The sequence below is a fragment of the Methylibium sp. genome (assembly GCF_035762065.1).
GTDB lineage: Bacteria > Pseudomonadota > Gammaproteobacteria > Burkholderiales > Burkholderiaceae_C > Methylibium.
Genome location: NZ_DASTPW010000040.1, coordinates 47,935 through 61,597 on the forward strand (window position 1 = coordinate 47,935; position 13,663 = coordinate 61,597).

At 70.9% G+C, this 13,663-nt stretch carries 16 protein-coding genes; 10 read left to right on the plus strand and 6 right to left on the minus strand.

Translation table 11 applies throughout. From position 1 onward, the window contains the following. Positions 1-14: 14 nt before the first annotated feature. Positions 15-986 (minus strand): DUF4880 domain-containing protein, encoded by a 972-nt coding sequence (locus tag VFR90_RS10705; RefSeq protein ID WP_326406120.1) that lies wholly within the window; start codon positions 984-986, stop codon positions 15-17. Beyond that, positions 983-1,486 (minus strand): sigma-70 family RNA polymerase sigma factor, encoded by a 504-nt coding sequence (locus VFR90_RS10710; RefSeq protein WP_326406121.1) that lies wholly within the window; start codon positions 1,484-1,486, stop codon positions 983-985. The genes VFR90_RS10705 and VFR90_RS10710 overlap by 4 nt, the downstream gene beginning before the upstream one ends. Before the next feature lie 177 nt (positions 1,487-1,663). Between VFR90_RS10710 and VFR90_RS10715 the strand changes: the two genes are divergently transcribed. Then, entirely contained in the window at positions 1,664-2,272 is a 609-nt protein-coding gene (locus VFR90_RS10715; RefSeq protein ID WP_326406122.1) for a winged helix-turn-helix domain-containing protein, read from the plus strand. Positions 2,273-2,449: 177 nt separating this feature from the next. On the opposite strand, the gene VFR90_RS10720 is transcribed toward VFR90_RS10715, so the two are convergent. From VFR90_RS10720 to VFR90_RS10735, 4 genes are all read right to left on the minus strand, one after another. After that, a complete protein-coding gene (locus VFR90_RS10720; RefSeq protein WP_326406123.1) occupies positions 2,450-3,196 on the minus strand; it encodes a winged helix-turn-helix transcriptional regulator in 747 nt (248 codons plus the stop codon). Positions 3,197-3,305: 109 nt separating this feature from the next. Further along, positions 3,306-4,220 carry a hypothetical protein gene (locus VFR90_RS10725; protein ID WP_326406124.1) on the minus strand — a complete coding sequence of 305 codons (915 nt, stop codon included), beginning with the start codon at positions 4,218-4,220 and terminating at the stop codon, positions 3,306-3,308. A 28-nt stretch (positions 4,221-4,248) separates the two neighbouring features. Further along, positions 4,249-4,431 carry a hypothetical protein gene (locus VFR90_RS10730; RefSeq protein ID WP_326406125.1) on the minus strand — a complete coding sequence of 61 codons (183 nt, stop codon included), beginning with the start codon at positions 4,429-4,431 and terminating at the stop codon, positions 4,249-4,251. Between the two features lie 123 nt (positions 4,432-4,554). Beyond that, a complete protein-coding gene (locus tag VFR90_RS10735; RefSeq protein ID WP_326406126.1) occupies positions 4,555-4,938 on the minus strand; it encodes a hypothetical protein in 384 nt (127 codons plus the stop codon). Positions 4,939-5,210: 272 nt separating this feature from the next. On the opposite strand from VFR90_RS10735, the gene VFR90_RS10740 reads away from it, so the two are divergent. The 9 genes from VFR90_RS10740 to VFR90_RS10780 are packed head-to-tail and all read left to right on the plus strand — an operon-like array spanning position 5,211 to position 13,599. Then, positions 5,211-5,837 carry a GNAT family N-acetyltransferase gene (locus tag VFR90_RS10740; RefSeq protein ID WP_326406127.1) on the plus strand — a complete coding sequence of 209 codons (627 nt, stop codon included), beginning with the start codon at positions 5,211-5,213 and terminating at the stop codon, positions 5,835-5,837. Then, positions 5,830-6,915, plus strand: a complete 1,086-nt coding sequence (gene sctU, locus VFR90_RS10745; RefSeq protein ID WP_326406128.1) for a type III secretion system export apparatus subunit SctU — start codon at positions 5,830-5,832, stop codon at positions 6,913-6,915. The genes VFR90_RS10740 and sctU overlap by 8 nt, the downstream gene beginning before the upstream one ends. A gap of 29 nt (positions 6,916-6,944) precedes the next feature. Beyond that, complete coding sequence (sctV, locus tag VFR90_RS10750; protein WP_326406129.1) at positions 6,945-8,999, plus strand: type III secretion system export apparatus subunit SctV; 2,055 nt, start codon at positions 6,945-6,947, stop codon at positions 8,997-8,999. 13 nt (positions 9,000-9,012) lie between these two features. Next, entirely contained in the window at positions 9,013-10,041 is a 1,029-nt protein-coding gene (locus VFR90_RS10755; RefSeq protein ID WP_326406130.1) for a type III secretion HpaP family protein, read from the plus strand. Further along, a complete protein-coding gene (gene sctQ / locus VFR90_RS10760; protein WP_326406131.1) occupies positions 10,038-11,099 on the plus strand; it encodes a type III secretion system cytoplasmic ring protein SctQ in 1,062 nt (353 codons plus the stop codon). Before VFR90_RS10755 ends, sctQ begins: the two co-directional genes overlap by 4 nt. Continuing rightward, positions 11,086-11,748: a type III secretion system export apparatus subunit SctR gene (gene sctR / locus VFR90_RS10765; RefSeq protein ID WP_326406132.1), complete on the plus strand. Its 663-nt coding sequence runs from the start codon at positions 11,086-11,088 to the stop codon at positions 11,746-11,748. The genes sctQ and sctR overlap by 14 nt, the downstream gene beginning before the upstream one ends. Before the next feature lie 18 nt (positions 11,749-11,766). Then, a complete protein-coding gene (gene sctS, locus VFR90_RS10770; protein ID WP_326406133.1) occupies positions 11,767-12,027 on the plus strand; it encodes a type III secretion system export apparatus subunit SctS in 261 nt (86 codons plus the stop codon). Further along, positions 12,024-13,103, plus strand: a complete 1,080-nt coding sequence (locus VFR90_RS10775) for a hypothetical protein (RefSeq protein ID WP_326406134.1) — start codon at positions 12,024-12,026, stop codon at positions 13,101-13,103. Before sctS ends, VFR90_RS10775 begins: the two co-directional genes overlap by 4 nt. 40 nt (positions 13,104-13,143) lie before the next feature. Next, the gene (locus tag VFR90_RS10780) at positions 13,144-13,599 is read left to right on the plus strand and encodes a CesT family type III secretion system chaperone (protein ID WP_326406135.1); all 456 of its coding nucleotides are present in this window, start codon (positions 13,144-13,146) and stop codon (positions 13,597-13,599) included. Positions 13,600-13,663 lie beyond the last annotated feature (64 nt).

A 13,663-nucleotide genomic window follows, 5' to 3' on the forward strand; every position in this document is an offset into this window, starting at 1 on the left:
GGCCCGGCCTGTGATCAGGCCGCCGAGATCGTGACCCAGTAGTCCGTGCGGCGCGTCACCTCGACCGGCAGCGTGCGGGCCACCGCGCGCAGCGTGGCCTCGGTGTCGTCGAGCGAGAACACGCCGCTCAGCCGCAAGGCGCCCGCGCGCTCGTCGGCGCGCAGCACCCCCGCACGGTAGGGCTGCAGCGCGGCGACCAGCCGCGCAAGCGGCTCGTTGTCGAGCTGGACCAGCCCGCGCGTCCACAGCGTGTCGTTCACGCTCACCGGCATCGACTGCAATTCGCCGTCGGCGAGCACCACCGCGCGTCCGGCCGACACCTCGGCCGCTGGGCCGTCGCGCCGGCCCAGCGCCACCGCGCCCTCGAGCGCCGCGACGCGCAGGACCCGGCCGCGCAGCTCGATCGACGCCCGCGCACCGTTGGCGACGACCTCGGCCACCGGCGTGAGCAGCCGCCAGGGCAGGCCTTCGACGCGGTCGATGCCGACCATCAGGCGACCGTCGAACAGCCGCGCGACGCGCGGGCCGATGGGATCGAGCGCGGTATGCGCATCCAGCAGCAAGGAGCCCGGGCTCGTGGCCGAGGCGAGCGTGCGGCGTTCGCCGGTGCCGGTGCGCGCGTCGGCGAACAGGCCGGCGTCGTCGGCGCGGCGCCAGCCGAGCACGCCGCCAAGGCCGGCCGTCGCACCGAAGATGCCGAGGGCGAGAGCGCCTCGGCGCGTCGCACTCACGCGCGCGCGCCGCGTCACCGCCTGCACCATCGCAGGCGAACAGCCGCCCGCACGCAGCGTCGCCAGCGGCTTGAGCGAACGCAGCACCTCCTGGTAGGCGGCCTCGTGCCGCGCGTCCGCGGCGCGCCAGGCTTCGAAGGCCGCGCGGTCCGCGGCGCTGGCGTCCTCGCCGCGCAGCCGCACGGCCCAATCGACCGCTTGCCGCATCGCGGCCGCCCGCATCGCCGTGTCGAGCGCCGAGGCCGGGCCGCTCACGAAGAGGGCCCTTCCGGCTCGGAAACCTTCACCAGCGCCGCCATCGCCTGCGCCACGTACTGCCGCACCATGCTTGCCGAGACGTTCAGCCGCTCGCCGATCTCGGCATAGGTCATGTCGCTCAGTTGACAGTACAGGAAGGCTTGGCGGGCCTTGGGCGACAGCCGGTCGAGCGCGGTCTCCACCGCGTTCAGCGCCTCGACCATCGACAGCCTTTCCTCCGGCGACGGGTAGGTCGCGACTTCGGCGGTCGCCAGTTCCTCCAGATAGGCGCGCTCCAGGTCGCGGCGCCGCCAGAGCTCGAAGACGACGCGTTTGGCCAGTGTCGTGAGCAGTGCGCGTGGCTCGCGCACTTCGTCCAGCGAGCGGTAGGTCGCCACCCGCAGGAAGGTTTCGCTCACCACGTCCTCGGCACTCGCTACGGACTCGGTGCGTCGGCGCACGCGGTCGAGCAGCCATTGGCGGTGTTCGCGAAAGAGGGTTTCCAGACGGCTCGGCATTCGCGGAAGTCGATGCGCACGACCCGAAGAAGTTCGCGGACGTCGAAGCGAAGTCCAGTGTGTTGAAGGCCGTCGAATCCGAATATGCACAAGCGGACCGATGCACGGGGTTTCCCCCGGGAATCGGGGAGTTCGTGCGCCGCAGCGGGCGGCGCACTGTCACTTCGAGGGGCCTCGTTGCACAAGGCAGGCAAAGGAGGCCGTATGTTTGTTTTCGACATCTCCAGCCACGATCGTGTTGTCCCGCTTTGGTACGCGGCGAGAAGCTGCGCTTCCGACGCCATGTCGAAACCCGCGACGCGCACACCCGACGCGCGCGCCTACCGCGTTGCCGATGCCTTCACCGAGTTGGTGCGGCTCGGCGTGCTTCGCAGCGGCGACAAGCTGCCGGCCGAACGGCAGTTGGCCGCCACGCTCGGCATCAGCCGCGATGCGGTGCGCATCGCCCTCGACCTGCTGCAGCAGCGCCGCATGGTGAAGAAGCGTCACGGCGCGCGCTCCGAGCTGTGGAACGCGCAGGTCGAACCGGCGCCGCCGCTCGTGCTGGCCGATGCATGCCGCGCCTTGCAGGCGTCGATCGATGCGGCCGCGTGCGCGCCTCTCGAAGGCGGCGGGCCGCCGGCTCTGGTGGACGATCTGATCCGCCTTGCAGCCGCCCGCGCACACGACGCGGCCGATGCCGAAGCGATCGAGGTGTGCCGATGCATGGCCGCTGCACGGGGCATCGAGCCGTCCTGGAGCAGCGGTGTTCAGGACGGGGCCGGCGCGATCCCGGGTGCTTCGTAGCGGTGCGCGTGACGCCCTTCATCGGCGTGCCCGAAGGTGCCGACACGCACCCGGGCACGTCGAGAGGGCGGCGCCCACATTGAACATGTCGATACACATGCGGGCGATCGATTCGGCCTGCGTCGAGCTTTCGAAGCGGATGCCACGACAGCTCGATGCCGCGGCCAGCAACCGCAGCTACGCGGGCCGCGAGTACGCGGAAGCGTCGGCGCGGCGACGCGCCGTGAGCCCTGCCGGAGCTGCCACGCCGCAGTGCTCGTCGATCTCGAGCCGGTAGCCCACGCCGTAGACCGCCTGGATGCGCGAGCCGGGCCGGTTGCCGATGCCGAGCTTGGTGCGCAGCTTGTACATGTGCTGCTCGATCGTGCGCTTGCTGATGTCGATGTCGCGGCCCCACACCTGCGCTGCGATGCGCGACAGGCTGACCACGTTGCCCGCCGACGAGAACAAGGCCCATGCGAGCGCGAATTCGCGCGGTGTCAGGAGCACGTCAACGCCGTCGCGGCGCACGCTCATCGTGTCGCGGCGAAGCACGAAGCCGCCGAGTTCGAGCACGTTCGATTGCCGCAGGCGCCGCGCCGCGCAGTGCGCCGTCAGCCGCAGCGGCAGGTCCGCCACCTGAGCGAGCGGCAGGTAATCGCAGGCGCCGCCGGCGAACGCGCGGGCCGCGGTGCGCGCATCCATCTGCATCGACACCACCACCACCGGCACCTCGCGCGGCAGCCGCTCGCACAGGATGGCGAGCCAGTCGTCGATCTGTTCCTCCGCCGGCTCGACCACGACGGCGTGCAGGAAGCCCTGCCGTACCGCGTGCAGCAGGGCGTTGAGATCGTCGCAGTGACGCACGTCCATGCCGGCCAGCGCGAGGTGGGCGCCGATGGCCGTGGCCGCGGTTTGCGTGGAAGTGAGACAGGCGATGTTCATGGCGAGACCGCGAGGTAGTTATGCCTGCATGAGACCAGCGCTATGAAGTGGTTGCATTTGCATTCGATCCCGATGTAGCCCCATGTCGACGGGTGCGCTTCGAGCCGCTTCATCGCCGCGTTGTCACGGTGTCGACATCGTTCGACGGTGGAACGCGCCACACGGCGTTGCCCACCGCGGCATCGCCGTTGCCTTGCCAGCGCCAGGCCGACGGCGACACGCCGATCTGCAGCGAATTCAACTCGCTGCGCGCGAACAACGCGAACACGAACGCGGCGAGGCCGGCGACCAACGCGATGCCCAGGCTCAAGCGCAGCGCGCGACGCTCGGTACGCACGCGATGGCGTTTCAGATGCTGCTCGGCCGTCGCACTCGCCTCGAGCGCCTTGACCGGCCGTGTGCCGGCGGCGCCGCGCGAACGCGCCTCCGTGTTCGACGCGAGGCCTGGCGTGTCGCGCCGGCTCGCGACGGCGACGCCGTTCGCGCCGGCCGACGCGCCCGCCTGCGCGTTCGCGTTCGCGGCAGGGCTCGGCACCACCACCGTCGCAGGCGTCGGCGCCGGCGCCGGATGCGCGTCGACGGCGGCCGGCTCGCGGTCGAGCTCCTCGAGCATCGTGACCAGCTCGCGCGCCGGCTGCGCGACGCTTGCGAGCGTGGTCGTGACCACCGGGCCCGGCGTCGCGCGCGCAGCGCGCCACGGCCCGCGGCTGCGGGCGGGGCGCGCGCCGGCGTGCTCGGCGTCGTCATCGGCTTCCTCTGCCTCGCCGACCTCCCTCAGCAGGTCGATCACGCGCCTTTGCGTCTGCGCGAGATGCTGCTCGAGCCGCTGAGAAACCTCGCCTTCGTCGACCGCGCGCAGCCGGCTCGGCAGCGCCGTGTCGAGCGCCGGTACGGCCTGGGCCTTCGGCGCGACCGGCGGCGCGGCCGGCACCGGCGCCTCGGCCACGGCCTCCCAGCGCTGCTCGGCACGCTCGGTCGCGTCGAGCGGCGCGATGCCGCGCGCCGGCGCATAGCGGGAGTCCATGGGCGCCGGCCTTCGGCGGCGACGCGGCCTAGTTCTCTTCCTCGTCTTCGTCGTCGCCGCCGTTCGGGTTCCAGGTCTGCACGGTCGACGCCTGCAGCAGCGACGTGAACTGCAGCTGCAGTGCGGCCTCCGTGACCGGATCGATGCGCGTGGTCTCGGTGCGGCTGGTGGTCTTGGATTCTTGGGTCGTCGTCGTGGCTTGCGTGTTCATCTTGGCCCTCGCGATATGCGACGGTCATCGCACCGTTGGTGCGACGAGCGCGGGTTGGGTTGAAGCCTTCGGACCCGTTGGCCCGATCAGGCGTCTCAATGAAAGTCGGCGCTCATCGGCCCATCAGCGGCTCACGATGTCCTTGATCGCGTCGCCACCCTTCGTCAGGACGGCCATCGCGGAAGCGGAGTCGGTGGCGATCCGCTTCAGGATCGAGAAGTTCGCTTGCTGGAACATGCTGCGGTTCATGTTGTCCGCGATCTGCTGCTGACCGACCTCGGACGCCGTCTCGCCGTACTTGCCGATGAGGGCCTGGTTCCCCAGACCTTGCTTGGTGAGGCTCGAAAGAGTGCTGAGCCCATCCTCGCTGTTGCTGAGGGTCTGCTTCCTCAACGAGTTGAGGATGTGCCCCTGTCCTTCCGCGTCCGGGATCTCGTCATTCAGATTTCCATACGCCCGTGCCGCTTCTTCAGCAGCAAAACCCGCATACCTGCCGATGCCGTCCATCGTTCACTCCTCGAGACGGCCACGTTCGACGAACGCACAAAGCCGTTTCGCGGTCACGAGGCTAGGGGCGGGCGGAAGCCGCAGGCACCGCTGCGGCGAAGGACAGCTTCGCCGAACGAAGTGGAGCGCCCGCATGCCGCCACCTGCGGCCGGCCGCGTTTGCCGCTTCGCAAACACGCCGCGCGCTTCGCGGCGCCCACTGGTGGCAGGCGGCGGCGCTCGTAACTTGCGCGGGTCGGGCGGTGGCGCCCGCTGCAACCGTTGCCCGGTCCATGAACGCCTTCCAGCCCAGCATCGATTTCGCCTCCGCGCCGCAGGAGGTTCGTGCGGCCGTACTCGCCGACGCGCCGCCGATGGCGCGTATCTACAACGAGTGGATCGACGACCAGCGCGCCCTGCCCGTCCCGCCGCGGCGCGCCGAAGATGCGAGGCGCCCGATGGCCAGCAGCCACGTGCCGTACCTGAGCGATGCGCAGGCGCGCGCCTGGCTCGACTCCCACCGTTCGACGCGATGCCCCGCGTGGGTGATGGAGCGCCACGGCGGCGTCGTCGGCTGGCTCAGCTTCTACGGCCAGTGGGGCCGCACCGGCTTCACGCACTGCGCGGAGATCGGCCTGTTCGTCAGCGCGCAGGCGCGCCGCAGCGGCGTAGGGCGCGGCCTGGTCGAGCATGCGATCGAGCAGGCGCCGGCGCTCGGCATCGACACGCTGTTCGCACTGATCTGGCACGACAACCAACCCAGCCTCAGCCTGTTCGAAAGCATGGGCTTCGAACCGTGGGGCCGCATGCCGCGGCTCGTGTGGGCCTACGGCCGCTCGCACGACATGCTCACGCTGGGCCGCTCGCTTGCAAGCGCCGCGCGCGCGCCGGCGCCGGCCGGGGAGCCGGCCCGTGTCTGACGAGAAGACCGAAGAGCCGACCGACAAGAAGCTGCAGGACGCCCGCAAGCAGGGGCAGGTCGCCAAGAGCCAGGACCTGGCGATGGCGATCAGCTCGGGCGGCATGGTGCTGCTGCTGTCGGCCAGCGCGTCGATGACCTGGGACCGCCTGGGCGCGATCTTCGAACGCAGCTTCAGCGAGGTGCCGAAGGTCGTCGGCGGCGACTTCGTGCACCTGTACGCCGTGATGCTGCAGCTCCTCGCCGACACCGCGATGGCGATCCTTCCGTTCGTCGCCTGCTCGGTGCTGCTGGGCGTGCTCGCCAACATGGGCCAGACGGGCGTGCTGCTCTCGTTCGAGGCGGTGTCGCTCAAGTTCGAGAAGCTCAACCCGGCCGACAACCTGAAGAACATGGTGTCGGTGAAGTCGCTGGTCGAGCTGGGCAAGTCGGTCGTCAAGGCGATCGTGCTCGGCTGGGTGCTGTGGATCTTGATCCGCGACCTGACGCCGCTGCTGGTCGGCTCGTCCTACGTCGATCCGGTGTCGATCGGCCGCATCGCATGGGAGGCGATCCTCAAGCTGATGTTCGCCTCGGTGATCCTTTTCATCGTGATCGGCCCGGTCGACTACGGCATCCAGAAGTGGCTGTTCCTGAAGGACCAGCGCATGACGAAGGACGAGATCAAGCGCGAGCACAAGGACGCCGAAGGCGACCCGGAGTTGAAGGGCAAGCGCAAGCAGATCGCGCAGGAAATGATCGAGTCGCCGCCGGAGCGCACGGTCCCGGGCGCATCGGTGGTGGTCACCAACCCGACGCACTACGCGGTCGCGCTGCGCTACGAGGCGGGCGAGACGCCGCTGCCGATCGTCGTCGCCAAGGGCGTGGATGGCGAGGCGATGCGCATCCGCCGCATCGCCGAGGAGCACGGCATCCCGCAAGTGCAGGACCCGCCGCTGGCGCGCGCGCTGCACAAGCTGGAGATCAACGACGCGGTGCCCGAGTCGCTGTTCGAGGCGGTGGCCGCGGTGCTGCGCTGGGTGATGGTGGTGCGCTCGGTGGGCGGCAAGGGCGCGCCCGCCGCGCAGCCGCCGCACTGACACGGGCGCTTGAAAGCGAGGACGCCGCCATGGCCTTCAAGATGAATCCGACGCTGGTCAACGACGCGGCGATGGCGCTGCTGGTCGTCGCGATCATCGCCCTGATGATCCTGCCGCTGCCGATCTTCCTGATCGACACGCTGCTGGCGATCAACATCGCGATCAGCGTGCTGCTGCTGATGACGACGCTGTTCATCCCGAACGCGATCGCGCTGTCGACCTTCCCGTCGATCCTGCTGTTCACGACGCTGTTCCGGCTGTCGCTGAACATCGCCTCGACCAAGGCGATCCTGCTGTATGCCGACGCGGGGCACCTGATCGAAAGCTTCGGCGAGCTGGTCGTCGGCGGCAACCTGGTCGTCGGCATCGTGGTGTTCGCGATCGTCACGATCGTGCAGTTCATCGTGATCTCGAAGGGCTCGGAGCGCGTGGCCGAGGTCGGTGCGCGCTTCACGCTCGACGCGATGCCGGGCAAGCAGATGAGCATCGACGCCGACCTGCGCGCCGGCCACCTCACCGGCGAGGAAGCGCGCCGCAAGCGCGCGCTGCTGGCGATGGAAAGCCAGATGCACGGTGGCATGGACGGCGCGATGAAGTTCGTCAAGGGCGACACCATCGCGGGCCTGCTGATCACGCTGGTCAACCTGGTGGCCGGCATCGTCGTCGGCGTCATGTACCACGGCATGACCAGCGGCGAGGCGGCGAACCGCTTCGCGGTGCTGTCGATCGGCGACGCGATGGTGTCGCAGATCCCGTCGCTGTTCATCTGCGTGGCCGCCGGCGTGCTCATCACCCGCGTGGCCGACGACAACGAGAAGAAGCCGAAGTCGCTAGGCCAGGACATCAGTGCGCAGATCACCGGCAACGCGCGCGCGATGTACCTCGCCGCCGGTCTGGTGGCGGCCTTCGGTCTGGTGCCGGGCTTCCCCTGGATGCAGTTCATGCTGCTCGCCGCGGGCCTCGCGGCCGCCGGCTACGTGCTCGACAAGCGCCGCCGCAAGCAGGAGCAGGTGGTGCTGTCCAAGCCGCTGACCGCGCTGCAGCGCGACGGCGCCAAGGGCGACCCGCCGTCGATCCGCACCGAGCCGCCGATGTTCGCGAAGCCGCTGGCGATCCGCATGTCCAAACCGCTCGGCCAGCTGCTGCACGCCGACGCGCTCGACGAGGCGCTGACCGCCGAGCGGCAGAAGCTGCAGGAGCTGCTCGGCCTGCCCTTCCCCGGCATGGCGATGTGGGTCTCCGCCGCGATGACCGACTACAGCTTCGACGTGCTGCTCAACGACGTGCCGACCGGCGAGATCAAGGTGCCGGGCCGCCTGTTCTATGTCGACGATCCGCAGTCCCCGCTGATGGCCGGCGCGCAGAAGCACGGCCCGCTGTTCGACCGGCCGCAGTCGGCCTGGGTCACGCCCGAGGCGGTGCCCGAAGGCGGCGCCGAGGGCGTGCTCTCGCTCGAGGTCGTGCTGGCGCGCCAGGTGATGACGGTGCTGCGCAAGAACGCGCACCTGTTCATGGGCGTGCAGGAGGTGCAGTGGGTGCTGGAGCGCGCGACGACCGACTACCCCGGCCTCGTCACCGAAGTCCAGAAGATCCTGCCCGCGCAGCGCATCGCCGAGGTGCTGCGCCGCCTGCTCGAGGAACAGGTGCCGGTGCGCAACCTGCGCAGCATCTTCGAGAGCCTGATCGCCTGGGGCCCCAAGGAAAAGGACCTGGTCGTGCTGACCGAGTACGTGCGCGGCGACCTCGGCCGCTACCTCGCGTTCGAGGCCGCCGGCGGTGCCGGCTTCGTGCAGGCGGTGCTGCTCGAGCCGCAGGTCGAGCAGGCGATCCGCCAGTCGATCAAGTCGACGCCGGCCGGCAGCTTCCTCGCGATCCCGCCCGACGCCGCGCAGACCATCGTCGACAACATCATGCGCATGGTCGGCGAGCAGCGGCGCACCGGCGTCGCGGTCGTGACCTCGATGGACATCCGCCGCTACGTCAAGAAGATGGTCGAGGCCCGCGTCAGCTGGCTCGGCGTCTATTCGTTCCAGGAGCTCGGCAGCCTGGTGGAACTGCGGCCGCTGGGCCGCGTGAGCTTGTGACCGGAGGCAGGCAATGCAGGCTCGGCGACCCTTGGTGATCCTGGTCGGATCGACCGCCCCGGCGAACGCCGTCGGTGCCGCCGGCGCGGCACCGCCGCCCGCCGACGACGATGCGCAGTCGCTGCTCGCGCGCCGTTTCGCCGAGGTGCTGGCGGTGCAGCGGCGCGTCGATCGCGAGCGCGACCGCAAGCGCGCCGACGGCGAGGACGACGAGAAGTCGCGCGCGGCCGTCGAGGCAGCTGCCGCGGCCGCGGCCTCGGCTGCCGCGGCGAACGAGGCGCGTGCCCAGGCCGCGGCGTCGCCGCAGCCCGACGAGCCACGGCCCGACGAGCCGCGGCCCGAGGCCCGCGCCGGCGAGCAGCACCCCGGCGATCCGGGCCGCGCAGCCGAGCGAGCGGCCGAGGCCGTCATCGCGCGACGCGAGCCAGCCCCCGCCGCGACGGCCGCGCCGCGCCATGCCGAGGCCGGCTCGGCCCCGCCGGCACCGGCCACGGGCAGCACGCACGACGGGCCCGGCCTGCGCGCCGCGCGCCCGGGCGAGGCGGCCGGGTCGCGCGAACTCGTGCCGTCGCTGCCGGTGCCGGCCGAGCCGCTCGAGACGGCATCGACGCGCGCTCGCGACGAGCCGGCTGGCCCGCCCGAGGCGATCGGCGACGCGCCGACCGTCCCCGCCGGCCCGATGGCCCTGCCGCTCGCGCCGATGCAGCAGGCGCCGCAGACGCAAGGCGGCGACGCCGGCAGCGACGACGCGCAAGGCGACGAGCCGGACGACTGGACGCGCGCGATGGTCGGCGTGCTCGCCTCGCTGCACCACCGCGCCTCGCCGACCGCCGAAGGCTGGACGGTGACGCTGCCGGCCGACCCGGTCGTGCTGCCCGACTCCTGCCTGCGCATCGAGGTTTCGCCGCATTGGATGTCGCTTCGGTTCGCGACCCACTCGCCCGAGAGCCATCGCCTACTGTCCACGCACGCTCAGGATCTCGTGCGCTCGCTGCAGAAGGAGCTCGGTGACCGGCGGCAGATCGACCTGGAGATCGCATGACCTTCCCCTCACGCGGCAGCACGCTCGCAGCGCACACCGGCGACGTCGCGTCGCTCGCCGGCCTGTTGCCGTCGATGCCGGCCGACATCGCGGCGCTGCACCGCACGGTGTTCGACCGCCGCTTCGAGCCGTGGCTCAGGGAAGTCTTCGCCGAAGCGAGCCTGCGCATCGAGCAGCGCGACGGCACCGCCGACGACAGCCGCCGCGGCCTCGCGGTCGAGCTGCGCTGCGACGCCGGCAGCACGCACGGCTTCGTCGACACGACGCAGTGGGGGCCGCTGGCGAGCATCGAATCGTGGCTGCAGACGCCGGGCGGCGACCAGGTCGCCGCGCTGATCTTCGAGACGCTGCTGCACAAGGTGCTGCCGCGCCCCGGAGCCCTGCCGGGCCTGGAGGTGGCGTCGGTCACGCAGGTCGAGACCGAGCCCTCGCCGTGGCCGCTTGCGGTGCTGCACGTCAACGAGCGGCAGATCCGGCTCGGCGCGATCGACCCCGGCCTCGCGCTGCACGTCGCGGCCGCGATGCGCTCGGACGGTGCCGCGGCGCTGGCGGCGCTCGGCGCGCTGCGCCTGCCGGGCCGGCTGCGGCTGTCGAGCCGACCTTACGCGCTCGCGGCGCTGCGCACGCTCGGCGCGGGCGACCTGGTGATCGTCGGCCGCACCGCCACGCAGCCGGCTTGGTGGCTCGCCGGCTGCGGCACCTGCCTGGCCGCGCCGGCCGAGCTCGACTGGGACGCCCTTTCGCTGCGGCTCGCCGCCGCCCCGCAACTGCGCGACGACGACGCCCAACCCTCCACGGAGAACCCCACGATGACCGCCACGCTCGCCGACCTGCAGGTCCCCGTCGCCTTCGAGATCGACACCGCCCGGCTCACGCTCGACGAGCTCTCGGGCATGGCCAGCGGCTGCGTGATCGCGATGGACGTGCCGCTGGCGCATGCGCCGGTGCGCATCGTCTGCCAGGGCCAGCACGTCGGCGTGGGCCAGCTCGTGGCGATCGGCGAGCACCTGGGCGTGCGCATCGAGCGAATGCACTGGAACGGCCATGCCGGGCTTTGAAGTCGATCCGGTTTCGCTGTTCCTGGTGATCGTCGGCCTGGGCATCCTGCCCTTCGCCGCGATGGTGGTCACCTCCTACACGAAGATCGTCGTCGTGCTCGGCCTGCTGCGCAACGCGCTCGGCGTGCAGCAGGTGCCGCCGAACATGGTGCTCAACGGCGCGGCGATCATCCTCAGCTGCTACATCATGGCGCCGATCCTCATGGAGGCGGCCGACCGCATGAGCTTCGCGGGCAAGCAAAGCAGCGGCCAGTCGTCGGCGCAGTCGCTGATCCAGGCCGCGCAGGCCGCCTACGAACCGTTCCGCGGCTTCCTCGACAAGCACGCGAACGAGCGCGAGAAGACCTTCTTCCTCAAGTCGGCCGCCGCGATCTGGCCGCCCGAGTACGCGCAGAACGTCAAGGCCGACGATTTCCTCGTGCTCGCGCCGGCCTTCCTGCTCACCGAGCTGTCCGCCGCCTTCACGATCGGCTTCCTGCTGTACCTGTGCTTCACGATCATCGACCTGGTGATCGCCAACGTGCTGCTGTCGATGGGCCTGAACCAGGTGACGCCGACGAACGTCGCGATCCCGTTCAAGCTGCTGCTGTTCGTGGTGCTCGACGGCTGGCCGAAGCTGGTGCACGGGCTCGTGCTGACCTACCGCTGAGACGCCGGAAGCATCGCCATGGGCTTCGATCAGGTCGTGCAGTTCACTTCGGAGGCGCTGATCCTGTGCGTCATCCTGTCGCTGCCGGCGGTGCTGGTCTCGTCGATCGTCGGGCTGGCGGTGGCCTTCTTCCAGGCCGTCACGTCGCTGCAGGACCAGAGCATCTCGCAGGGCATCAAGCTGTTGTGCGTCACCGTCGTCGTGCTGCTCGCCGCCCCCTGGGGCGCCAGCACCCTGCTCACCTACACGGAGCGCCTGTTCGAGGCGATGTTCAAGTGAAACCCCTGGGCGGATCCTCGCCGGCCGACAAGGCCCGCATCACGGCGCACGAGGCCCCGGCGCCGCAAGCGGCACCGCGCACCGGCCTGTTCAACGGCCTGCAGTTCCGCGAGCCGCCGCCGAAGAACGCGACGCCGACGATGCCGCTTTCGATGCAGACCTCGCTCAAGGTGCGCCCGGCGCCGCAGGCACCGCAGGCGCCGGCGCCCGCGATGCCGGAATCCGCCGGCGCGGCCGCGCAGCGCTCGACCGCGCGCGAGGCCCCGCAGCACGATGCCGACGCGGGCGCGCTCGGCGACAGCGGCGCTGCCGCGCCGCCGCGCTACGTGTCCGCCGTGGCCGCGCGCCAGGGCCGCGGCGACGACGACGGCCAGCACGACGAAGACGGCGGCGGCGGCCAGGGCGGTGGCTCGCGGCACCCGCAACAGGGCCATCCGCCGCGGCCGGACCACGCGCCGGATGCGTCGGCCGCCCGCGCCAAGGCCGACGGCAGGCCCGACGCCGGCGCCGCCTCGAGGTCGCGCGCGGCCGGGCGGCCCGCACCGGGGCCGGGCGCCGGCACGCCGGCGCGGGTGCCGCTCTTCGCCGCGCAGCGACCGGTGATGGAATTCATGGCCACCCAGCTCGCGCTGCTCAGCGAAAACGTGCCGGGCTCACAGACGCTGTGGGGCACCGACCCGGCGAGCCGGCGCGCCGGCGAGCGCGAGCGCGCGCTGGCCAGCGTGCTGTTGTGGAACGCCGAGCGGGTCGACTCGATCGACGCGGGCGCCACGCCCTCGCAAGTCAGCCGTGCGGCCCTGCACGCCTACCTTGGCTCCGACCCGCGCCCCGGCGTGCTGTGGAACCTCTCAGCGGTGCAGGACCTGCTGCTCACGCTGCGCCCGGGCCGGCCGGAGTCGGCCGACGGCGACCTTACCGACAAGCAGCGCGTCCACAACGCGCTGCTGCCGCTGATCCTGCTGCACGCGAACCGGCCGCGCACCTCGGCCGCGCGCGAGACGACGCGCGCGCGCATCCAGTTCGTCGAGTCCAGCACACGGCAGCTCGCAAAGCCGCACGAAGGCGAAGAAACCTGAAGCGCCCGGCTGCGCCGGGGCGCGCAGCGCATTCACTGCGATGAACCACCAGCGCTATCAGGAACTGATCCGCGAGACCTGCGAAGCGGTCGGGCTGCCCGACACGCGGGCGATCGTCGAGCGCGGCGCGCTCGAGGTTGAGGGCTACGAGATCCAGCTGCTCAACTACGAGACGGATCCCAGCGCGATCTACATGAACTTCGTCTTCGGCGTCGTGCCGGCCGGGCGCTCGCTCGCGATCTGGCGAATGATGCTGGAGGCGAACCTCTCGGTGTATGCCCAGGACCAGGCGCACCTGGGCATGGACGCCGACACCGGCAGCGTGCTGCTGATCGTGCGGCTGGTGATGGTGCAGAACGTGGACGGTCAGCACTTGGCCGAGGTCATCAGCCACTACGTCGAGCACGGCCGCTACTGGAAGAACACGATCCTCAACACCAACGACGAGATGTTCGAAGGCGTGTGCTCGGGCGACTACCGCTGGATCAAGGGCTGAGCGCCCCGCGGGCGTTCGGCACCACGCACGTTCGACGCACCAACGAAAACGCCGCCGTGCGGAC

Coding starts and splice junctions, on each gene's coding strand:
- VFR90_RS10710 (WP_326406121.1), bottom strand. CDS start 1,486: ATGCCGAGCCGTCTGGAAACCCTCTTTCGCGAACACCGCCAATGGCTG.
- VFR90_RS10720 (WP_326406123.1), bottom strand. CDS start 3,196: ATGAACATCGCCTGTCTCACTTCCACGCAAACCGCGGCCACGGCCATC.
- VFR90_RS10725 (WP_326406124.1), bottom strand. CDS start 4,220: ATGGACTCCCGCTATGCGCCGGCGCGCGGCATCGCGCCGCTCGACGCG.
- VFR90_RS10730 (WP_326406125.1), bottom strand. CDS start 4,431: ATGAACACGCAAGCCACGACGACGACCCAAGAATCCAAGACCACCAGC.
- VFR90_RS10735 (WP_326406126.1), bottom strand. CDS start 4,938: ATGGACGGCATCGGCAGGTATGCGGGTTTTGCTGCTGAAGAAGCGGCA.
- VFR90_RS10740 (WP_326406127.1), top strand. CDS start 5,211: ATGAACGCCTTCCAGCCCAGCATCGATTTCGCCTCCGCGCCGCAGGAG.
- sctV (WP_326406129.1), top strand. CDS start 6,945: ATGGCCTTCAAGATGAATCCGACGCTGGTCAACGACGCGGCGATGGCG.
- VFR90_RS10755 (WP_326406130.1), top strand. CDS start 9,013: ATGCAGGCTCGGCGACCCTTGGTGATCCTGGTCGGATCGACCGCCCCG.
- sctQ (WP_326406131.1), top strand. CDS start 10,038: ATGACCTTCCCCTCACGCGGCAGCACGCTCGCAGCGCACACCGGCGAC.
- sctR (WP_326406132.1), top strand. CDS start 11,086: ATGCCGGGCTTTGAAGTCGATCCGGTTTCGCTGTTCCTGGTGATCGTC.
- sctS (WP_326406133.1), top strand. CDS start 11,767: ATGGGCTTCGATCAGGTCGTGCAGTTCACTTCGGAGGCGCTGATCCTG.
- VFR90_RS10780 (WP_326406135.1), top strand. CDS start 13,144: ATGAACCACCAGCGCTATCAGGAACTGATCCGCGAGACCTGCGAAGCG.